At 41.2% G+C, this 17138-nt stretch carries 34 protein-coding genes; 1 reads left to right on the top strand and 33 read right to left on the bottom strand.

The annotated features are described in order from the left end of the window. Positions 1 to 10 precede the first annotated feature (10 nt). The 32 genes from CHF41_RS01430 to CHF41_RS10025 all read right to left on the bottom strand — a co-directional run bounded on the left by CHF41_RS01430 (position 11) and on the right by CHF41_RS10025 (position 16025). Positions 11 to 346, bottom strand: a complete 336-nt coding sequence (locus tag CHF41_RS01430; protein WP_119875691.1) for a hypothetical protein — start codon at positions 344 to 346, stop codon at positions 11 to 13. Further along, a complete protein-coding gene (locus CHF41_RS01425; protein ID WP_119875690.1) occupies positions 347 to 583 on the bottom strand; it encodes a hypothetical protein in 237 nt (78 codons plus the stop codon). It abuts the gene before it with no gap. Further along, positions 576 to 914 carry a hypothetical protein gene (locus CHF41_RS01420; RefSeq protein WP_119875689.1) on the bottom strand — a complete coding sequence of 113 codons (339 nt, stop codon included), beginning with the start codon at positions 912 to 914 and terminating at the stop codon, positions 576 to 578. Before CHF41_RS01420 ends, CHF41_RS01425 begins: the two co-directional genes overlap by 8 nt. Continuing rightward, on the bottom strand, positions 901 to 1296 hold the full coding sequence (locus CHF41_RS01415) for a phage Gp19/Gp15/Gp42 family protein (RefSeq protein ID WP_119875688.1): 396 nt from the start codon (positions 1294 to 1296) through the stop codon (positions 901 to 903). The genes CHF41_RS01420 and CHF41_RS01415 overlap by 14 nt, the downstream gene beginning before the upstream one ends. Before the next feature lie 87 nt (positions 1297 to 1383). Beyond that, positions 1384 to 1605 carry a hypothetical protein gene (locus tag CHF41_RS01410; protein ID WP_119875687.1) on the bottom strand — a complete coding sequence of 74 codons (222 nt, stop codon included), beginning with the start codon at positions 1603 to 1605 and terminating at the stop codon, positions 1384 to 1386. A gap of 1 nt (position 1606) precedes the next feature. Beyond that, positions 1607 to 2503: a phage major capsid family protein gene (locus CHF41_RS01405; protein ID WP_119875686.1), complete on the bottom strand. Its 897-nt coding sequence runs from the start codon at positions 2501 to 2503 to the stop codon at positions 1607 to 1609. Between the two features lie 2 nt (positions 2504 to 2505). Continuing rightward, a complete protein-coding gene (locus tag CHF41_RS01400) occupies positions 2506 to 2967 on the bottom strand; it encodes a capsid assembly scaffolding protein Gp46 family protein (RefSeq protein ID WP_119875685.1) in 462 nt (153 codons plus the stop codon). Positions 2968 to 3041: 74 nt separating this feature from the next. Beyond that, entirely contained in the window at positions 3042 to 4460 is a 1419-nt protein-coding gene (locus CHF41_RS01395) for a terminase (protein WP_119875684.1), read from the bottom strand. A 100-nt stretch (positions 4461 to 4560) separates the two neighbouring features. Next, the gene (locus tag CHF41_RS01390) at positions 4561 to 4971 is read right to left on the bottom strand and encodes a hypothetical protein (protein ID WP_119875683.1); all 411 of its coding nucleotides are present in this window, start codon (positions 4969 to 4971) and stop codon (positions 4561 to 4563) included. A gap of 182 nt (positions 4972 to 5153) precedes the next feature. Beyond that, positions 5154 to 5342, bottom strand: a complete 189-nt coding sequence (locus CHF41_RS01385) for a hypothetical protein (RefSeq protein WP_119875682.1) — start codon at positions 5340 to 5342, stop codon at positions 5154 to 5156. Then, positions 5342 to 6568 (bottom strand): polymorphic toxin type 50 domain-containing protein, encoded by a 1227-nt coding sequence (locus CHF41_RS10030; RefSeq protein ID WP_162911903.1) that lies wholly within the window; start codon positions 6566 to 6568, stop codon positions 5342 to 5344. The genes CHF41_RS01385 and CHF41_RS10030 overlap by 1 nt, the downstream gene beginning before the upstream one ends. Next, complete coding sequence (locus CHF41_RS01375) at positions 6561 to 7823, bottom strand: phage portal protein (RefSeq protein ID WP_119877113.1); 1263 nt, start codon at positions 7821 to 7823, stop codon at positions 6561 to 6563. The genes CHF41_RS10030 and CHF41_RS01375 overlap by 8 nt, the downstream gene beginning before the upstream one ends. Positions 7824 to 7968: 145 nt before the next feature. Continuing rightward, a complete protein-coding gene (locus CHF41_RS01370; RefSeq protein ID WP_119875681.1) occupies positions 7969 to 8304 on the bottom strand; it encodes an HNH endonuclease in 336 nt (111 codons plus the stop codon). 196 nt (positions 8305 to 8500) lie between these two features. Beyond that, complete coding sequence (locus CHF41_RS01365) at positions 8501 to 9067, bottom strand: site-specific integrase (protein ID WP_119875680.1); 567 nt, start codon at positions 9065 to 9067, stop codon at positions 8501 to 8503. A 100-nt stretch (positions 9068 to 9167) separates the two neighbouring features. Continuing rightward, a complete protein-coding gene (locus CHF41_RS01360; protein ID WP_119875679.1) occupies positions 9168 to 9605 on the bottom strand; it encodes an ArpU family phage packaging/lysis transcriptional regulator in 438 nt (145 codons plus the stop codon). A gap of 73 nt (positions 9606 to 9678) precedes the next feature. Beyond that, positions 9679 to 9948 carry a helix-turn-helix transcriptional regulator gene (locus CHF41_RS01355; RefSeq protein WP_119875678.1) on the bottom strand — a complete coding sequence of 90 codons (270 nt, stop codon included), beginning with the start codon at positions 9946 to 9948 and terminating at the stop codon, positions 9679 to 9681. 2 nt (positions 9949 to 9950) lie between these two features. Further along, the gene (locus tag CHF41_RS01350; RefSeq protein WP_119875677.1) at positions 9951 to 10148 is read right to left on the bottom strand and encodes a hypothetical protein; all 198 of its coding nucleotides are present in this window, start codon (positions 10146 to 10148) and stop codon (positions 9951 to 9953) included. A gap of 336 nt (positions 10149 to 10484) precedes the next feature. Further along, complete coding sequence (locus CHF41_RS01340; protein ID WP_119875675.1) at positions 10485 to 11000, bottom strand: DUF1642 domain-containing protein; 516 nt, start codon at positions 10998 to 11000, stop codon at positions 10485 to 10487. Continuing rightward, complete coding sequence (locus CHF41_RS01335) at positions 10993 to 11229, bottom strand: DUF3310 domain-containing protein (protein WP_119875674.1); 237 nt, start codon at positions 11227 to 11229, stop codon at positions 10993 to 10995. Before CHF41_RS01335 ends, CHF41_RS01340 begins: the two co-directional genes overlap by 8 nt. Continuing rightward, positions 11226 to 11558, bottom strand: a complete 333-nt coding sequence (locus tag CHF41_RS01330) for an FtsB/FtsL family cell division protein (RefSeq protein WP_119875673.1) — start codon at positions 11556 to 11558, stop codon at positions 11226 to 11228. The genes CHF41_RS01335 and CHF41_RS01330 overlap by 4 nt, the downstream gene beginning before the upstream one ends. 9 nt (positions 11559 to 11567) lie before the next feature. Further along, positions 11568 to 11990 (bottom strand): single-stranded DNA-binding protein, encoded by a 423-nt coding sequence (gene ssb, locus CHF41_RS01325; protein WP_119875672.1) that lies wholly within the window; start codon positions 11988 to 11990, stop codon positions 11568 to 11570. Between the two features lie 252 nt (positions 11991 to 12242). Then, entirely contained in the window at positions 12243 to 12452 is a 210-nt protein-coding gene (locus CHF41_RS01315; protein ID WP_119875670.1) for a hypothetical protein, read from the bottom strand. Further along, complete coding sequence (locus CHF41_RS01310; RefSeq protein WP_119875669.1) at positions 12453 to 13325, bottom strand: phage replisome organizer N-terminal domain-containing protein; 873 nt, start codon at positions 13323 to 13325, stop codon at positions 12453 to 12455. Between the two features lie 8 nt (positions 13326 to 13333). Next, entirely contained in the window at positions 13334 to 13579 is a 246-nt protein-coding gene (locus CHF41_RS01305) for a hypothetical protein (protein ID WP_162911902.1), read from the bottom strand. After that, positions 13566 to 13796 (bottom strand): hypothetical protein, encoded by a 231-nt coding sequence (locus tag CHF41_RS01300; RefSeq protein WP_119875667.1) that lies wholly within the window; start codon positions 13794 to 13796, stop codon positions 13566 to 13568. Before CHF41_RS01300 ends, CHF41_RS01305 begins: the two co-directional genes overlap by 14 nt. A gap of 25 nt (positions 13797 to 13821) precedes the next feature. Beyond that, entirely contained in the window at positions 13822 to 14610 is a 789-nt protein-coding gene (locus CHF41_RS01295) for a ParB N-terminal domain-containing protein (protein WP_119875666.1), read from the bottom strand. A 1-nt stretch (position 14611) separates the two neighbouring features. Further along, entirely contained in the window at positions 14612 to 14896 is a 285-nt protein-coding gene (locus CHF41_RS01290) for a DNA-binding protein (RefSeq protein WP_119875665.1), read from the bottom strand. 74 nt (positions 14897 to 14970) lie between these two features. Beyond that, the gene (locus CHF41_RS01285; protein WP_119875664.1) at positions 14971 to 15300 is read right to left on the bottom strand and encodes a hypothetical protein; all 330 of its coding nucleotides are present in this window, start codon (positions 15298 to 15300) and stop codon (positions 14971 to 14973) included. Next, positions 15297 to 15431, bottom strand: a complete 135-nt coding sequence (locus tag CHF41_RS10260) for a hypothetical protein (RefSeq protein WP_276308854.1) — start codon at positions 15429 to 15431, stop codon at positions 15297 to 15299. The genes CHF41_RS01285 and CHF41_RS10260 overlap by 4 nt, the downstream gene beginning before the upstream one ends. Positions 15432 to 15444: 13 nt before the next feature. Continuing rightward, positions 15445 to 15642 (bottom strand): hypothetical protein, encoded by a 198-nt coding sequence (locus tag CHF41_RS01280; RefSeq protein ID WP_119875663.1) that lies wholly within the window; start codon positions 15640 to 15642, stop codon positions 15445 to 15447. Between the two features lie 34 nt (positions 15643 to 15676). Next, entirely contained in the window at positions 15677 to 15865 is a 189-nt protein-coding gene (locus tag CHF41_RS01275) for a helix-turn-helix domain-containing protein (protein WP_119875662.1), read from the bottom strand. A 19-nt stretch (positions 15866 to 15884) separates the two neighbouring features. Beyond that, the gene (locus CHF41_RS10025; RefSeq protein WP_162911901.1) at positions 15885 to 16025 is read right to left on the bottom strand and encodes a hypothetical protein; all 141 of its coding nucleotides are present in this window, start codon (positions 16023 to 16025) and stop codon (positions 15885 to 15887) included. 37 nt (positions 16026 to 16062) lie between these two features. Between CHF41_RS10025 and CHF41_RS10020 the strand changes: the two genes are divergently transcribed. Beyond that, positions 16063 to 16776: a hypothetical protein gene (locus CHF41_RS10020; RefSeq protein ID WP_162911900.1), complete on the top strand. Its 714-nt coding sequence runs from the start codon at positions 16063 to 16065 to the stop codon at positions 16774 to 16776. A gap of 112 nt (positions 16777 to 16888) precedes the next feature. On the opposite strand, the gene CHF41_RS01265 is transcribed toward CHF41_RS10020, so the two are convergent. Further along, entirely contained in the window at positions 16889 to 17080 is a 192-nt protein-coding gene (locus CHF41_RS01265; RefSeq protein WP_067087730.1) for a helix-turn-helix domain-containing protein, read from the bottom strand. Between the last annotated feature and the right edge of the window lie 58 nt (positions 17081 to 17138).

Genomic DNA, 17138 nt, shown 5'->3' with positions numbered 1-17138 from the left:
TGATTTCCTCCTAGTAATAGTTAATATCAAAAACAGCCTGATAACGATAAGCCTTCATGGCTGTATCTGTAAAGTTATAATCGCTATTCAAATGAACCCCGCTGATAGTATCTAGCTCTACGAGCCTGTCTACCGCCGTTTTGACCTGTTCATTTAATAACGCTGCTTCATACATCGACGGAGCATAGCTTTGAAAAGCAAAGGTTGCTGATTTTAGCTGATTTTGCATTCTTCCACTCGTTTTCTCTATCAAGACGTATGTTGAAGGCATCTTACCTTCATGTTCAAAAAAAGACGGTACATCTAAATGACCGTCAAGATAGTCTTTTATCACAACTTCAATCATTTAATGCACCGCCTTTAGTAACGTATTATTTTTCGAGTTATCTTTCCGAGCTTTAAAACTCTCAGCACTAACCATGGCATTCGCACGATTTTTACCGACATAGATGTCCTGCTCATAGCCATCACCACATCGGTTTCGAATGGCTGTTGCCTCCTGCTGTAAAACCGTCTGCATCTCAGCCGATTTCATCAAGTCAGCAACTCCCTTACGATTGAGCTCAAATCGCATCTTACTCATAGCGCTCTACCATCACTTTCTTGTTCCAAGACAAGGGAATCATAGCTTCAATCCCTTCTAGCGGAATCCCAAAAGTCCGCCAGCGTTGATTGAAAAAGCGGACTTCCTTGTCCTCCCAATCATGCTGATCACCTTTGGGAATACCAAGCGTATAGATAGCCTTCTTGCCAGTCAGATTGAGCTGATTGATGACATTCTCCGAATCAGTCGGAGCAACCAATACATTTTCCACCGTAACTTCCTTATCTTGATAAGTGATTTTACCAAATGGATCACGACCAGCCTCTACCTTGTCAATTAAAACAACAGGTATTCCTTTAAGATGTCCCATAGATGTCAATCACCCCATATCTCTGCTTTTTCAGTCCAAGGCGCTTCAATTCTGAATCCTTGATAAAAAGACCGCCACCAGGTACTAGATAAGAACCACTCCACGAATACCCCATAGCACTCTCTGCGACTTGCGTCATCGGTTCTTGGTCTGTCGAAGTCATCAAGGTCCTAGCCACAATGTCCACCGTAACAGATTTCAAGACCGTTGCATACGAAGGTCGCTCCTCTGCCATCTTGTCCAAGTCTTTCCCAACTTTCTCAGCTTCAACTCGTAGCGAATCAGAAACCACCTTTAACAAGGCTTCTGCCCTCTCCTCCTCATCGAATTTCAGAGAACGCCACATCAGCTCCAAGTCATCTTTTGTTGCAAAAATGTCCATCAAAACTCCTTTCAAACCTTGATTCTACGGCGTTTTCGCGCATAACTAGTCACCCAATCAGCTGAAAACGCCCTAGAATGGCAATCTCTACACAGCATGTTCTTCATACAAGGCCAAGATTTCCGATTTCTTAGCCTTTGGGTGGTAAGCAATGCCCAACTGTTCCAAAACAGCTTTCATCTCAGAAACCGTCAAGTCAGAAGACGAGTGAGAAGCCACCTTCTCACTCTCGTCCACCAAAACCCAATCCCCAGACAAGATACTATCACAAAGAACAACAGCTCCCGTCTTCTTGTCTTGATATTTCATCCTATGCCTCCTCTACACGAGCAAATGAATCCTTATCAAGAATACCCCAACCGATAAAGACCTCTGTACGCAAGCATATTTCATTATAGGCTTTCAAGTCGCGACCCGTTTGGTCTGGATCTCCGTACTCAATGATTTCAAGTGGGATATTTTCAGCATAACCCCACTTGAAACGATTTTGGAAATCCCCGACAATCACATGGTCTTTCTTCGCAGTACCACCAGTAGTCGTAAGATTCTTATTGACATCTGACTTCATGCCATAGAAACTATCTGGATTTTGACCAAATCGGAATTCTGGATACTGAGCCACGCCATTCACCTTGATTTTAGCCAAGGCTTGACCCGCTGTTGGTGAAAGGGCTAAACCTGTCACCTCACCGCCTTTAGCAGTGATAGCAGCAACTGCAGACTCAATATTGTCTTCGATTTTGTCAGCGCTAAACGTCACGACATTGCCATCAATGACCCCATCAAACGAGTTGGTAGCCTTAAATGACGCATCTGTCATGGTCTTTGGTTCAAGTCCGTGTAGAGCTGCAAGGTCAAAACTACGAGCAATAATCTTCGCAAAACCATCATTGAAGGCTTGCATGTAGGCAATTTGTTTTTCTGTTGTCGCATTCTTGAACTCATCTGTAATACGAGCCTGATAAACAAATTTGAGCGGTTTGATAACCTTGCTTGCCATAGTCGCCTTACCAGCGCCTTTTTGCTCGCCTTCTCCAACAATCTGTGCATTGCCTTCCAGATTGAAAACAAATTGTTCAACCCCTGCAAATGGAATCGGTGTCTGATTTGCTAACTTAGCGAGTACAGAGCTACCCTGCACTTTTGAAATCAAATCGGTAATGAGGTCTGGTGTGTAAAGTGTTCCTTGTTTAAGTGAATCTGACATAGTTATTCTCCTTTGTTATTTAATCCATTAAGCAATTGATGCCAACCCGTTTTTCCTTCTGTTGGTGCTGGCTCAATATCCTTCAACGGTGGCACTGGTTCTGTTGTTTTCAAAAATCCAGCCAACCGCTCCGCATCAGCTGTCAATTCCGCCTCGTCACTTCCCTGTAAGCGATCCGCCAAATCATACGGCAAGCCATTTTGAAGAGCAATCCGAGTCCGTAGCGCCGTTGTTTCATAACCTGCCACCTTCCCCTCTAATTCCTCAATCTGCTTGCTAGATGAAGCCGATTCCTGCTTAGAAGTCTCCAAAGCTGATTTCAAGCCCACGTTTTCCGTTTCCAATTCCTTCACACGGTCTTTCAATTGGTCATAATCCGCAAACCGCTCTTTTTGGCGCGCCAAGCGTGTTTCCACAATACGATCCAATTCTTCCTGTGTTTCAATCGTTTTAAATTCAGACATATCTGTCTCCTTTCTCCGCATTTCCCGTGCGTTCGGTAATTTCAAGCATTAAAAAAACGCCTAACAGCGCCCTCTTAATAACTAACTTTTTGCTTTTTCTTCGGCTTTGTTGTCATACAAGCCCAGTGCGCAAGCAAAGCACTATCCATAAGACTAATGTCCATATCATCAAAATGAGAACGATAACCAAAGCCACCATTGGAGCCAATATTGCGCTTATCGCAGTTAGTCGCTACCTTCGACAAAGACGGCTGACCAGCGTGACACAAGGTCTTTTGATAAATCCCCTGTTCCCACATGCTATTAGCGACAATGATTTCCTTGACCGTTGGCAGAATCACATTTTTAATGCGAAAATCCTTCAACTCATCATCTAAAATCTTCTGACCGCTCGCCCCGTCTACGACAATCTGAGCGACTTTTGCCTTCTTCAAGAAATGGATCATCCACTGATTGCCATTTCTGACCGATTGACAATCAATCACCTCTACAAAGACCTGCCCTTCCTCCGTCCGTACTGCCACGCTCATAGCGACATTCGTACCGTCTTGACCATACTTGATGCCGACAAATAACGGACCAGAAAAAGCAGGAAGATGAGAAACCTTCAAGGATTCCCACTCCGTTTCAGAGATAGCAGACTTTTGATTGTACTGTGGCCAATACCCCAAACGCTGAACATTGTGGTCTAGCTTATCTTCGCCAAGCTCTGCCTCAATCTTCCGTTCGTTCAAGTGGTAGCCCATAGAAGGATTGGAATTATACCAAGCCTCCACATCGTCAATCTCTCTTTCCGTATCAACGGACCACTCAGCCCAGCCCGAATACTTGGATTTCCCAAATAAACAAGCGCTACGGTATTTGGTGAAAACTGTCCCGCTTGAGACTGGCGTTGGCGGAGTACCACACATGACTGTCATCGGATTGTCACTATCTGTCACGGTGTACTTGAGGGCAGATTCCTGCTCAGTCGTGTATTCCTGAGCCTCATCAATGATCAGCAAATCAAATCCCTCACCAAGACCCCCATTGGAAGTCCTAGTACGGAACTGCACCACACCGCCAGACTTGTAAAGCTCAATGCGCTCTTGACCTTTGGCACGAATAGAATTAAAATCCTCCCCGTCCACATAGCCCATCTTTTCCAGATAACGCTTGACCTTCTCAAAAGACGAATGCGACGTGCTGATACGGTGAGCCGTATGAAGAATATTCAACCCATGCTCCAAGCCCCATAGCTCCAGCATATAGAGGATTTCCGACTTCCCATTTCGCCGAGGAATCGAGTAGCCAAACTTCTGATGTACCCACAAGCCAGACTTATCTACCGCCATGATTGGCCGTAAAAGATTGACCTGCCAAGCGTAGCAAGACAAGCCCGTCCGCTCATAAATCTCCACCGCCTCTTTTGACAATGATTTCTTTTTAGTATATGGAAGAATTACCGATTGAGTAGGATTTTGATTGCCAAGTTTTTTCTTAATCCTAGCCATAACCTGTCCTTTCAATCGTATCAACTACCATGCAGCTTTTAACGCCCTCAGCACGTTTTAGGCAAAATGAAGATACAACGAGCTTTTAGCCCGTGTCCATTTACTCTTTAAACGTCAATCTACCAGTCAAGACATCTAAGATTGTCTTGCCGTTTTTAGAAAACAACTTACTGCCCTTTATCTTTTCAGACTCCAAGGCAACCTTCTGGATAGCTTTCACAATGGCTTTCCCATTTGAAGCGATAGAACCAGCCTTGATTTCTTCACTAGCAATTGAAATAGCGCTCGTATTTGAAGCTACTTCAGCTCGTAACTCCTCACAGTTCTTATTCGTTCCCTCAGCGTTTTTAGATACTTGTTCTTCAAGCCGTTCTACACGACTCATAGTATAAACCTGCGCTTCTGTAAGCAAAGTCACTTGAGCTAACAGTCCTGCATTCTTGCGTTCAAGGTCTGCCACTCTTTTTTCAAGAAGTGGTATCAACCACTTCTTTTTCATCCGTTTGTTCATGATCTTTCTCCTCTCATTACCTTACAGACAGCTTTTACAACTGCAATAATAACAACAGCTGTAACTCCCAGTAGAAGTACAGCTAATATAATACCTAATAAAAAGGCAACGAATTGCCAAAGTGTGTATAACATTTTTCCTCCTTTGCGCACAAGAAAAGCACCTAGATTATGCTAAGTGCCTTATACTAATTCGATTGATTTGATTTCAGATTCAAAAATCTTAACCCATTTAAAACCTGTCTTAACTGACAGACCATCTTGTTCTTCATCATATGTGTCTTTATCTTCAAAAATACAAATACCTTGAAAAATTTTATTATCTACATCAGTTATCTGGACTTGCTTATTGTTGTACTGTTTTAAATCCATCAGTCTCTCCTTTCATAGTAAGTTGGTATTAAGTGTACACCTGTTTTACTATATTTAATTGTCATTGCATTAACAGGTTTTCCAGTGAAAAAATCAATACCAACTAAGCCAGTTTCAATTAAATCAACTTTCTCATCAGAACTTTTAGTACCATTTCTTAATTCTCTAATACTACCTGTCATTTTATATTTATCATACAAGGCATTAATATCTACACTATCAAAAAAGTAACTTTTACCGTCCCCTGCCGTCGACTGAATATGGCGAGCCTGTTTTTCAGGATTAATTTTGTCCAACCAAGTTCCATCATTGAAATTCTTTTGGATATAAACCTTATCTTTTAAACGCTCATATCCCTCACCATCATTATACTTCAAATCTTGAAATTTTGCTACTGATATGGGAGCATTTTTAGCACCTAAAACCTCGACAATTTTCTTAAATTCTTTGATATCTTCCTTGCGGTTATTATCACGAATATCCCTATTTATTTGCTTACGCTGTTCCAAGACATCAGCGCTTTCTTTACTCCATTTTTTTGACCAAACATTTTTCCTTTTACCATCGCCTGTTTTGTAGTCAACAGTACACCGACAATTGCCATGCCTCCGATACACGTCTTTAGGTACATCTGGATAATTGTAGACCCCTGCCAAATTCCGGCACCAGTCGCAACAATGCCCCGTATGCCTGCGGATAATCTTAGGACTTAGCCCTACTTTCGCATGAAAATCCACATTTTCCTGAATAGCATCATCGACAATCCCCTGCGTAAACGTCACAATTGGATCACCCAAGAGCCATTTCACACTCTCGAAATCATCTGCGGTAGACAAACGATTGACCAAGCCGTCAATCTTATCTTGATTCAAAGACGGCACTTGCGCTTTTAAGCCCAAACCAGCCTTTTCATTTAACAATTGCTGAACATCTCTCGCATAACCGCTGACAAGCTCAAAATTCTGCCCCAGCGTCTCCTCTAACAAACGTTTCGCGATATTATAATACATTTTACCGTCTGGCAACTTATCGGCGCTTAGAGAAGCTCCCAGAGCCTCAGACAAAATTTCGCCAACCTCAATCGCCAAATCATTGACCGTCTTATAGGTCGCTTGCTTAGCCTTCAAAGCCTCAAAAGCAGCCGCCACCACTTCACTCTTGCCATAAGCCTTTTCAAAATCCGCCTGAATAGACGCTAGTAAGTTCGGTACAATATCCTCATTCATCTACCTTCTCCTTGGGAACCACCGGCACAGCCGACTCATCCCCACGAATACCCGTCAAATCACGGATTGTCTCCCCAGTGATATAACCAGGCAAGGACTGATTGATTTTAATGACACCATCACCCAGCATAGTCAAGGTTGTCGCATCCGCTTCGAATAACGGCTCCCACTTCGGAACCAACTTCATGAACTGGCTACGTAAATAAGGGTATCCATCACGCAAACACGCCGCCACATAGGCCACATTTAACAACCCAGACCCGAGCGACCGTTGCGCCTTCCGACCAGCCAACCGCAAATTCTCATGACTTGCCTTGATAGCCTCGACCGATGACGGATTATCCGACACAAAGCCCAAATCATCCAAGGTCAAGCCCATTTCACCCGCAAAACCAGCCGCTGCCGTCCGCAATTGCTCCGTAAAAGGCGACATGCTAGAAGTCGTAAACTGACCAACCGTTGGCTTGTCCCCGTCCTCGTCCTTCGAAAACTGCAACAAACTAGAAACCGTCGCCTGCCATTTATCCAACTTCTCCATATCAGGATCCGTCCCCAAAACATACTTCTGCGGAAACGAATAAAACTCCGCCGTCACATCAGCCCGCTCCAACGTACGCTTCGCATACCTCTGATAGTACATCCCAGCCCTCGTAATCCGAGAACGACCAAACGGACGCACCGCATCAGGACGATGAATAATCGGCACCAGCAAAGGAACCCCAGTCTCATTCTTGACAGGAGTATGCTTCCCATTCTGAATATAAAGCGTCCAATCCGATGTAAAGTAGGCTTCTTGCAAAGGCCTACCATACTCATCACGCTGTAAGACTGCATATCCTTCCGTCAACAACCCCGTAATCGGACTAAGAATACCCGTCGCATTGCTTGCCTCAATAACCTGTAACCGAGGCTCACCGTCTTCTCCCTTTGAGACATAGACAAAACTACAAGCCCCAATCAAAGCAGACAAAACCACACTATCAAAAAAGACATCCGGATTGTTCTGCCGAAAGATGTCATTCACCTCAAAATCATCATTGGCAAACTCACGAAAGACCAGCCTGTCTGCCAAGCTATCCACACCCTTCGCACACCAACCAAGAACAGCCTGATACTGCCTACGAATCTCCGCTGGAATCGTAATCCCTATCGGAGACTCCTGATGTTGCATCGCATACTGCTTATACCTCAAATCCACCCGTTGCTTCACCGAAGACAGCTTAGATCTAAGATAACTAATCCCTTTTAGTTCCAATTTCCATTTTCCTTTCATTTGGCACGAGAAAAAATGCATAGTGACGGCGTGAAGCTCGCGAGCCTCTAAGGGGAGGGTGGTATCCCCCCCTTTCTGACAAGACTGCAAGATTTTCATTTTTTCATCTCTATACATTTTCATTGCATTATCCTTTGTATAAAGTCCAATCGCAACTCTGTGGAAGATTGCGATTTCCAATCACTTTTGTATCACTTGCTCGCTCATCAGCATACAACTTATCAGACTTCTGTCTATTACATTGCCAATGCGCAAGCTGTAAGTTATCTATGTCTGATGGATGACCATTCTTGATGACTGGAATGATGTGGTCAATTACTGGACTGAGTGGATGAGGATACCTCAAACTCTTATCAACTGGATTACCACAGATACCACAAGTATTACGAGTTTTTAAAATAACCTTCTTGTTCTTTTCAAAGGCCACCCGGTGTTTTCCTTTGCGGTCTGCTCTTGCTTGCATAGGGGCTCCTTTCGTTTTTTAAGGTAGAGGTATTTTTTTAAGTATAGGGAAGGTATTTTTTAAGGTGCTATATTTAACATATCTTATATTCTGTTAAATAAAATTCACAGTTCGTCTCTCTTACTCTCTCTAAGTATCTTCCGTGTTTTTCTATTTTCTTATTTACAAATTCTCATTGTGTTAAATAGATAGCCTTTTAATAGCTAAAATTAAGCATCGCTTCATCCAATTCATCTTGCTTATAGCCAATATAAATTAATGTAATGTCTGGTGATGAATGATTAAACAACTCCATCAATAAAACTACATTGCCAGTCTGATTGTAGAAATGATAGCCAAAAGTCTTTCTCATCGAGTGAGTGCCGATATTCGTTAGACCGATATGGTTTGCAGCCTTCTTGAATATCTGGTAAGCAGCCACTCGACCAATGTGAGCAATCCGAACTCCATTTGCTCGCTGTTTCTTTTTGCTGGGAAAGAGATAGTCGTATCCTTTCAAATCATTCTGCTTTATATAATGATTGAGTGCCTTTCTTAATTCATCATTGATTGCAAACTTCTTGACTTTGCCTGTCTTTTTTTCGACTATCTCAATACGATCGCCAGTTACTTGCTTTACTTGCAGAGGTACAATATCGCTAATCCGAAGTCCTGAATAAAGACCGCACATGATCAGCACGTAATCCCGTTCACTACGAGAACGTAGATAGTCTTTCAAACGCTCAATATCATCTGTGTCTCTAATCGGCTCAACTCGCTTCATGATTGCACCTCCTTTATATACAGTAAAAGACAAGAGAAAGTCTCTTGCCTTTTCATTCATGATACTATTTTATCATTAAAAACGGTTAGAAACTCCGCTATTATTCCGCTATTATTCCGCTCAGAGCAACCAAGCAACCACTTCTGTAAAGTTCCGCAAAAGCTAGTAAAGCATTAGACACAATCTCATGATAACGAGTTTTCTCATATCCTAATTCATTCTCTAATTCCGCATTAGATTTTGGATAGTTGGTCAAATACAAATCATAAAGTATTTTACGCTGATACGGATCAAGCAGATGACCCACTGCATACTCGATAGCTTCAAGCTCTGCTAGTGCATCTACCTTACTTATTACCAATCTCTCAACTGGTCTGCTCGGACTTCCATGCGACTGTCTCGGCTCAAAGGAGTAAGTCGCTGTGACTTTCTGACCGTCAATATCGCCTGCAATTCTGCGCCAACGTGGATATTCTTTCAGTTTTCTCTTAGCATTTCTGATTGTCTGTTTTTCGTTAATCTCTGGAAAAAAAGTCACTCTCGCTCTCTCCTTTGTGATATAATATTAGTATGGTTATTATTCACAAGGAGTCAGCGCAGGCTGGCTTTTTTTATTTTTGCTGATAGCTATACCACGGGAACTTCAGCACCAGCTTCCCACGTTCAGACAAGACTCTATTTTTCGGTTTCAACCTCGCCCGTTCCAATTGAATTGCCTGATTGTAGAGTAGTTCAATTTGAGGAATATAGCTATTTCTGACAACTCGCCCAAGCTTCCAAGCAGAAATAGTAGTCTGTTTTACACCAATTTTATCTGCGAGTTGCTGTTGCGTCCAGTAGTTGACTTTTAGAATGTACTCGATTTTCTCAGCTGTTGTCATCTTCACCCTCCTGGATACCGTACATACTTATTCATTTCTTGCAATTGCTGCGTAAGTACTTCATTGCGTTGGTACAGACTATCAATCTGGTCTTGTAACTTAGCGACGCTATGCGCTAAAAAAGCTACACTGATCATTAGGCCTATGAAACAGCCTAATACATAGCCTTTTACTAGACCTTCTCTGAATTTGTTAGTCATTCGTCTTCCTCCTCATCCATCCAACAAGAACACCCGCAACACGTACAGCACCCGCAGGGATACAAATCTACAAGCCAATCATCTTCATCACAAGTGCAATCTTCTAGCCTCTCATAACAAAAATCACATCTGTCGTCTAAATATCTCATGAGTTGTCCTTTCCTAAGATATAAGTAATATAACTAACTGCAAGAATTTGAATAATAGAATCCTCCGGACTTGGTACAGTATGACTATAAAAAGAGTTCTCTAACTCGGTCCAAACGAACGATAAAATAAGCCAATGGAACGCAAATGTGAGAATATAGGAGAATTTGCCGTTGAATAATATTTTCATCACTCCACCTCCACTACTTCCACACCAGCGCAATCGAACACCCATCCAAATCCAGCTTGCTCTAATTCTTGTTTAGTGAAAGACTCATCGCATTTTTCATCAACAAAGAAGATTTTTTGCCCTAATTTTTTAAACGTCAATGGCTGACTTCCGTTATTCGCAATCTTAACCTTGTATTTCTTCTCCTGCTCAACCTCATAGCCAAATTGGTGCATGTTAATAAGTGTATGAACAGGATTTTCTGATGTTTGCGTCCAGTAAAAGAAATTATCTTCTTTAACTTTTTCCTCGTAAATGGAAATTTGGTAAAGATAAAGATTATATTCTAAATCCCCCTTGTTCCTCTCATACCAATCCGCCACAAAACGCGGGATTTTGACTTTCGGGCAGTCGTCGATTTGATTAATGATGTCGATTGCGTCATCTAATTCTACTGCGTCTGTTATTTTAAAATGTCGGTCTTCATATTCCCAACTTATTCCTTCAAGTTTCTCAATCGCTTCTTGTTTATTCATCTACTTTCTCCAATTCTTTAATCAACCAATCTAAATGCTGACGTGCCTTTTTCAAATCCTCAATCCCATTTTTCATCTGAAACCGTAATAAATACTTGATGACATTACCCCAGCAATAGGCTGCTTTCCCAGCTAAATCACCGATGAAATTATCGACAACACTCATGGCTTCAAGCCCGTATTTCCCGTGGTAGTGTTGGGGTTTTGTTATATTATCAAATTGTTTCATCCCATTCTCCACTTCCTTCTCTGCTTCCGTCTGTCCAGTTTTAACCGATCAGACCCTTGATGTACATCAATGATCAGTTGCGTCAGGTAAAGATTACTACGCTTCAAGCGTTCAATCGTCTCCTCATCCTTTTTCATGTCAAGGTAACAACGACGTCTCTCATCTTCAAGAAAATCATTTTTCTCTTGTAACTTCTTGTTTTCATCCTCCAAATAACGAATATACCCCAATGTTTTTTCTAAAGCCCTCACACCACTGACATCAATCGTCGCATCCGTAAGATCTGATGAACTTGTAATTTTTATCCCTGTGAAAATTCCTTTTGACATCTCTACCTCCTAAAACGGAAAATCATCTTCTGACACATCTACTGGACTAGCTGGTCCAAAGTGTGGTGCATGTTGTTCCATCGAAGCCTGATTTGCTGCCTTATTTTCTTTCGACTTGCTTTCTAGCAACTGGAAACTATCCGCAATCACTTCTGTCACATAGACACGTCGTCCCTGCTGATTTTCATAGTTCCGTGTCTGAATCCGACCAGCAATACCAATTAAAGCACCCTTCTTAGTCCAATTGGCCAAATTCTCAGCCTGTTGTCGCCACATCACGCAATTGACAAAATCCGCCTCTCGCTCACCATTCTGATTCTTGAAATTACGATTCACCGCAAGCGTAAATGTCGCTACCGCTTGATTGGACTGAGTGTAGCTCAACTCCGCATCTCTCGTCATCCGACCCACTAATACAACATTGTTAATCATCTTCCCTGTCCTTTCTCACACTGTCTTTACCGACTAAATAGCCAAGTATAATCCAAATCAAAGCCATTCCGACTTCTTTTGCAAATTCAATTAACGTGTCCATTCATATACCTACTTTCTTTTATTTCTCGAGCCATTCTCTCCAGCTCATCTTTAAATTCCTGATCAGATAAAGACATCAACCTGACCTTCTCCGACATTTTCAAATGACAATCATTAGCCCATGACCATGACTGCATGGCAAACAATCTATCAAGTCCGTTCAAGACCTTCCTCCTCTATCGGGTAAAAATTGCCGTAAGCAATCAAAGCTCTTGATACTAAAATCGCTACGGACCTAGAAGCGAACTTCATGGCTTTTCGAGGTTCTTCGCAATAAGACAAATCAATACCAGTACACTTAAACTCTGCATTACGCAGATAAGGCTTATCCTGCTTCAGGCCATGTTTTAAAATAAACACCTAGGTATCTCCTTTCTCCATCTTCGCTAATTCATCAAATAGCGCCCTCATCTTCGCCTGCCCCTCCACGGTCTGCTCTGTCTTGATTGGATTGTTGCTCCATTCTGGCACATTCGTTTTTGGACTTTTAGTGGACGGGCTTATGGTTTGATTTAGATACTTGTCAAAGTTACTCTCACGGAAAAGCGTGGAGGGTTGCAAATATTTCTCCCACTCCGTCCCCTTCCAGTCAGCAACCTTATTATCAATGACTTTTTTGAAATCATCTAAAGTATAGCCTTCCTTCCAACGAGCCTGTATCAGTTTTTTGGTATTGTTGCTGTTGGCACGATAGTTTTTATTGACAGCAGAATTAAGATAAGCAATGATGTCCTGAAAAGGACATTTATTATTTATATCTTCTTCTTTATCTTTCTCTTTATCTTTATCTAGTGCGTTACCATGCGTTACTGTAACGTTACATGTAACGTTACCATTTGCCAGCATTTTTTGGCGTTCTCTATGCAGTGCCACCCTCTTACGAGTGCTTTCTCTAACCTTATCCATCCCATCAATATTTTGATGTTTCTCCCAATTTGGAATGGTAATCGCATTATTGATAATCTCAATCATTCCAAACTGCTCAAACGTAGACAAAGCCAATTTTACCGTGTTAAACGGACGCCTGAAAATGGTTGCAAGCATTTCATCTGTATAGTGTACCCTGTCATTCATTAACAGCACTCCGCTGTAATTCTGCTTCCCAGCTAGCGTAAGCAATTTGAACCAAATGACAAGAATAGTATCCGCTTCTGGCAATGATTCTATCAGCAGAATTTTTTCATCATCAAAAATATCCGTCACAATTTTAATCCACTTGATTTCACTAGCCATACACCCTCCTATCCAACATCAATCCCTTGCCAGCTTCTGAGTGATTGACGCACTCTTTCTCGCTCCTCTGTTTGATAAGCAGTAAGAACAGCCAAAGCGTACTCTTCTTTCTCACGCTGTATACGCAAATACTCCTGATACTTTTTACGAGCCTTTTCTTCACGTATCATATCTTTAAGGGCTTCAAACATATACAGCACAAGAATCAGCGATACGACACAAATTCCACCTAACAACTCACTAAGCATACTCATCTGCCTTTCTTATCTCCTCAAATACCTGAAGTGTCTTTCTCAAACGGTGATTCTCATGCATCACTTCGTTGTACAATTCTTGATACAAGATAGCTTCCTCGTGCTTTTCCTGCGCAATCTGCTTCCACCGCTTAACATCCGTCAAAACGATGTCTGTTTGCTCTTCTTCAAGCTTGTCAAATCCAAAATAGTTTTTTAGTTTTTCGATAACTTTCATCTTATGCTCCTGTTTTTATTCCTAGTTAATCTTGTTTTGGTAGACTAGGTATCACTAATGTTCCTTTACGATTTATAAAATATTGGATAACAGACGGATGGTCATCACTCCATCGACCGTTGTAGATTTTCAAAAATGTTAATAAAAGATTTTTCTTTGAATATCCCTCGATGTTTTCATTTGTTAAATCTGATTTTTTTAATTGAAGTAGCATTCTTGTTTCATCAAAAACAGATGTCGTATAAAGCGTCCATAATATTGACTGAAGAAACGGTTTATTCGGCAATTTCGTTTCAGAAAGCAATTGTTCATAGAATCTACAAAAATTCTTCAACTGTTTCTCATTTGAAAATACATAGTTGCCTTCTTTCAATTTTTGGATAATTTTTGCAGCGGTTCCGTCTCGGCGACCTGCGCCAGCCGTAATAATCACCTTATCACTAAGTAAATCGTTTGTTTCTAAGAATTTTGCAAGTTTGATAAATTCAGGGTCTCCCTCCAATGAATATGATTCTACATAATCACGCAACGACCAATTTACTGCGGACGTGTTCATTGATATAACCGTTCTAAAATCAGCAGTTGGATCAACGATGTAGCGGACTGGCTTTCGATGTTTTTTGAGATAGTATAATCTATGTTGCCCATCAATTACCTGTAGTTTGCTATTTACTAAAATTGGTTGGCGTTGCCCTTCCGAAAGGAGTTCTTCTTCTAATTTACTGTTTTCTGTAATCTTTCGATTGCTAATTTTGCTAAAAATACTATGATTATCTGTCGTAAAAATTTCATTTGATTTGCTATATGTTTTCATCTTATACTCCTGTATTCATCCAATTCTTGCGATACCATTCAATAACAGCGTCTCTGGGGAACTTCTCTCGTTTCCCTTTAATTTTCGGAAAGTCAGCACGAGAATTGAAACGCATATCAAAAGTGGTGGTATCTTCTGTTCCCAATAGCATTTTGGAACATTTTGCCTTTGTCAACTCAAGCGGATACTGGTCTTTTTCATCCCCGATACGTTTCATGACCCGCAAATACCGTTCCATCAATCCAGCTTCAAACTGATCTAATAGTTGATTCATAAGTTCATTCATGGTATTATGTCCTTACAAGTTATTTGTTTAGAGCCTGATTGCCGTCAGGCTTTTTTACTTTTTTACCCATATTGCTACCCCCAATAATCAGCTAAATCCACTGACATAACCGCAGCGAGATTCTTCTGCTCTGTCAAAATTTGACGCCGATAAGGAGCCAGACCGTCCTGCCTTTCCTGTTCTGTTTTAGGCAGATAATACCCGTTGGGCTTCGTTTTCTTCGCAACAATCGGATGACCAAAGTTAACACGCAAACTCTCCACAACTTCTTCTAACGTTCTCTTTGGAATATTCAGTCTCTGCCTAATTTCAATTGCCTGTACCGGCAGGTCATAAGTAGCGCTATTACGAATGGTATTCAAAACCTTTATCTCAAGTGCAGTCATTTCCCGTGTTATCGTCATACTTCTCCTTTTCGAATTTTGCCAAGCGCTACTGCTGTCTCCCAAACATCTAGCCCCTCTAAACTATCGATCACCAGTTGACTGAGCTGATGATTTTTCTTTTGCCAATTTTCAATCAATCGCTGACTCATTTTTCTTCCCCCTCTAACTATCAGTAGCAACCGTTATAGTTTCAACCACTTCCACTTGCCTTTGTATAACCTCCAAATTTTTGGTAGCACAATACCGAAACAGCATACTTGCCGACTCGCTGATTTTCAAATCATATTTGTTCGCAAAATCAGCAACAAATTCATACGCATCAGCCTCAAGCCTGATGACCTTTTCTGCAATATTTTTCATCTCTTACTCTCTTTCCAATGTAAATAGTAGCTTTTTATTTTCTAAATTCATCCAAACTGACATCTAGTGCGTCAGCGATTTTCTCCATGTTGTCATAATAAATGCGTTTACTCCGTCCTGCTTTCAAATCAATCAATACATTCTGATTGATACCAGCTTTCTTACTAACGGCATACATCGTCATACCTTTTTTATCCATAATTCGCTTGATTCTTTGCCACATAACAGCTCCTCCTTGACACCTATACAATAATTTTAGGCGCTTTCAACTCTATGCCGTTAATATTCGCGGTAACTGTAGTATTACCTACACAGGTAATAACGTCCTGAACTTGTTTTTTAGCAGGTTCTTTTTTGCTACACGGATATTTCTTAGGTCTCATCTCCTCCCCTCCTTTTCTGTGATATAATAAAAATAAAATGATTGGAGAAATTGATATGACTGAAAAAACTTGTTTCGTTGTTACTGCTATTGGAACGCCAGGAACTCCCACACACGCCCACGCAGATAAAGTTTTAACCTACCTAATAAGACCAGTCTGTGAAGAACTTGGATATAAGGTAATTCGTGTAGACCAAGAAAGCTTCACTGGTAACATCAACGAAAGTATTATCAATCATCTAAAGACAGATGAGCTAGTTATTGCAGATATGACCGAACACAATCCCAACGCCTTTTACGAGCTAGGGTATAGAGAAGCTCTAGGACTTCCGCTGATTCCAATCATTAAATACAATGAGAAACTTCCCTTTGATGTAGCTAGCAATAGAACTATACTCTATGATACCGATGTAGCCGAGATTGAAAACTCCAAAAGAGCGCTAAAAGAAATGGTTAAAAGTATCGGCGATTTCAATATGGAGAACATCAAGAAATCAAAAGATAAGCCAGAATCGAATTTAACTACTATTGAAAAGAAAATAGATGAAATCCTCCATAAACTCAACAGAGGTATAGCTCCAACGAGTTCTCCTGTTATTTCAAAAAATCTACCAGAATTAGACCACTCAATAGCTAGTTCAATTACCTCTGCTTCAAACCCTCTAAACACCCCCGAACGTAGGCAAGTTGCAACAAGTCTTTCTCAACTTGTTCGGAAAGTCTCTGATAATTCGACTCCAAAAAAGAAATAGTTTTATCTAATTCTACGAGTATTGGCTCATCTGTTTTCTCCGCTATATACGTCACAGTCCTTAGTGTTTCATTAAGGGCTGTTCTTTCTAGTTCATTCATCCTCTCTCCTTCCTACCCCACCAGCTCATTCACCGTACAGCCCAATTCACGAGCCACCGCCTTTGCCTGTGGGAGTGTTAACGTCCGCAAATCATTCTCTACACGAGATAAGAATGCGTAATCTAATAGCGTCTTCTCCGCTAGCTCTCGCAAGGACATTTCCTTGTCCTCTCGAAGCCTACGCATGCGCTCACCATAAGTCATATCTGCCCTCCTCTCCATTAGTTATAGTTTGTTGTGTTTGTCAACAACAAACTTTGAT

The organism is Streptococcus respiraculi (assembly GCF_003595525.1).
GTDB classification, from domain to species: Bacteria; Bacillota; Bacilli; order Lactobacillales; family Streptococcaceae; genus Streptococcus; species Streptococcus respiraculi.
The sequence above is the reverse complement of the archived record's forward strand: the minus strand, read 5'-3'. Positions and strand labels throughout refer to the sequence as shown.

Excerpts from the sequence above, each read along its gene's own strand:
- CHF41_RS01430 (WP_119875691.1), bottom strand. The coding sequence starts at position 346 with ATGATTGAAGTTGTGATAAAAGACTATCTTGACGGTCATTTAGATGTA.
- CHF41_RS01425 (WP_119875690.1), bottom strand. The coding sequence starts at position 583 with ATGAGTAAGATGCGATTTGAGCTCAATCGTAAGGGAGTTGCTGACTTG.
- CHF41_RS01420 (WP_119875689.1), bottom strand. The coding sequence starts at position 914 with ATGGGACATCTTAAAGGAATACCTGTTGTTTTAATTGACAAGGTAGAG.
- CHF41_RS01415 (WP_119875688.1), bottom strand. The coding sequence starts at position 1,296 with ATGGACATTTTTGCAACAAAAGATGACTTGGAGCTGATGTGGCGTTCT.
- CHF41_RS01410 (WP_119875687.1), bottom strand. The coding sequence starts at position 1,605 with ATGAAATATCAAGACAAGAAGACGGGAGCTGTTGTTCTTTGTGATAGT.
- CHF41_RS01405 (WP_119875686.1), bottom strand. The coding sequence starts at position 2,503 with ATGTCAGATTCACTTAAACAAGGAACACTTTACACACCAGACCTCATT.
- CHF41_RS01400 (WP_119875685.1), bottom strand. The coding sequence starts at position 2,967 with ATGTCTGAATTTAAAACGATTGAAACACAGGAAGAATTGGATCGTATT.
- CHF41_RS01395 (WP_119875684.1), bottom strand. The coding sequence starts at position 4,460 with ATGGCTAGGATTAAGAAAAAACTTGGCAATCAAAATCCTACTCAATCG.
- CHF41_RS01390 (WP_119875683.1), bottom strand. The coding sequence starts at position 4,971 with ATGAACAAACGGATGAAAAAGAAGTGGTTGATACCACTTCTTGAAAAA.
- CHF41_RS01385 (WP_119875682.1), bottom strand. The coding sequence starts at position 5,342 with ATGGATTTAAAACAGTACAACAATAAGCAAGTCCAGATAACTGATGTA.
- CHF41_RS10030 (WP_162911903.1), bottom strand. The coding sequence starts at position 6,568 with ATGAATGAGGATATTGTACCGAACTTACTAGCGTCTATTCAGGCGGAT.
- CHF41_RS01370 (WP_119875681.1), bottom strand. The coding sequence starts at position 8,304 with ATGCAAGCAAGAGCAGACCGCAAAGGAAAACACCGGGTGGCCTTTGAA.
- CHF41_RS01365 (WP_119875680.1), bottom strand. The coding sequence starts at position 9,067 with ATGAAGCGAGTTGAGCCGATTAGAGACACAGATGATATTGAGCGTTTG.
- CHF41_RS01355 (WP_119875678.1), bottom strand. The coding sequence starts at position 9,948 with ATGACAACAGCTGAGAAAATCGAGTACATTCTAAAAGTCAACTACTGG.
- CHF41_RS01350 (WP_119875677.1), bottom strand. The coding sequence starts at position 10,148 with ATGACTAACAAATTCAGAGAAGGTCTAGTAAAAGGCTATGTATTAGGC.
- CHF41_RS01340 (WP_119875675.1), bottom strand. The coding sequence starts at position 11,000 with ATGAATAAACAAGAAGCGATTGAGAAACTTGAAGGAATAAGTTGGGAA.
- CHF41_RS01335 (WP_119875674.1), bottom strand. The coding sequence starts at position 11,229 with ATGAAACAATTTGATAATATAACAAAACCCCAACACTACCACGGGAAA.
- CHF41_RS01330 (WP_119875673.1), bottom strand. The coding sequence starts at position 11,558 with ATGTCAAAAGGAATTTTCACAGGGATAAAAATTACAAGTTCATCAGAT.
- ssb (WP_119875672.1), bottom strand. The coding sequence starts at position 11,990 with ATGATTAACAATGTTGTATTAGTGGGTCGGATGACGAGAGATGCGGAG.
- CHF41_RS01310 (WP_119875669.1), bottom strand. The coding sequence starts at position 13,325 with ATGGCTAGTGAAATCAAGTGGATTAAAATTGTGACGGATATTTTTGAT.
- CHF41_RS01305 (WP_162911902.1), bottom strand. The coding sequence starts at position 13,579 with ATGAGTATGCTTAGTGAGTTGTTAGGTGGAATTTGTGTCGTATCGCTG.
- CHF41_RS01300 (WP_119875667.1), bottom strand. The coding sequence starts at position 13,796 with ATGAAAGTTATCGAAAAACTAAAAAACTATTTTGGATTTGACAAGCTT.
- CHF41_RS01295 (WP_119875666.1), bottom strand. The coding sequence starts at position 14,610 with ATGAAAACATATAGCAAATCAAATGAAATTTTTACGACAGATAATCAT.
- CHF41_RS01290 (WP_119875665.1), bottom strand. The coding sequence starts at position 14,896 with ATGAATGAACTTATGAATCAACTATTAGATCAGTTTGAAGCTGGATTG.
- CHF41_RS01285 (WP_119875664.1), bottom strand. The coding sequence starts at position 15,300 with ATGACGATAACACGGGAAATGACTGCACTTGAGATAAAGGTTTTGAAT.
- CHF41_RS10260 (WP_276308854.1), bottom strand. The coding sequence starts at position 15,431 with ATGAGTCAGCGATTGATTGAAAATTGGCAAAAGAAAAATCATCAGCTC.
- CHF41_RS01280 (WP_119875663.1), bottom strand. The coding sequence starts at position 15,642 with ATGAAAAATATTGCAGAAAAGGTCATCAGGCTTGAGGCTGATGCGTAT.
- CHF41_RS01275 (WP_119875662.1), bottom strand. The coding sequence starts at position 15,865 with ATGTGGCAAAGAATCAAGCGAATTATGGATAAAAAAGGTATGACGATG.
- CHF41_RS10025 (WP_162911901.1), bottom strand. The coding sequence starts at position 16,025 with ATGAGACCTAAGAAATATCCGTGTAGCAAAAAAGAACCTGCTAAAAAA.
- CHF41_RS10020 (WP_162911900.1), top strand. The coding sequence starts at position 16,063 with ATGATTGGAGAAATTGATATGACTGAAAAAACTTGTTTCGTTGTTACT.
- CHF41_RS01265 (WP_067087730.1), bottom strand. The coding sequence starts at position 17,080 with ATGACTTATGGTGAGCGCATGCGTAGGCTTCGAGAGGACAAGGAAATG.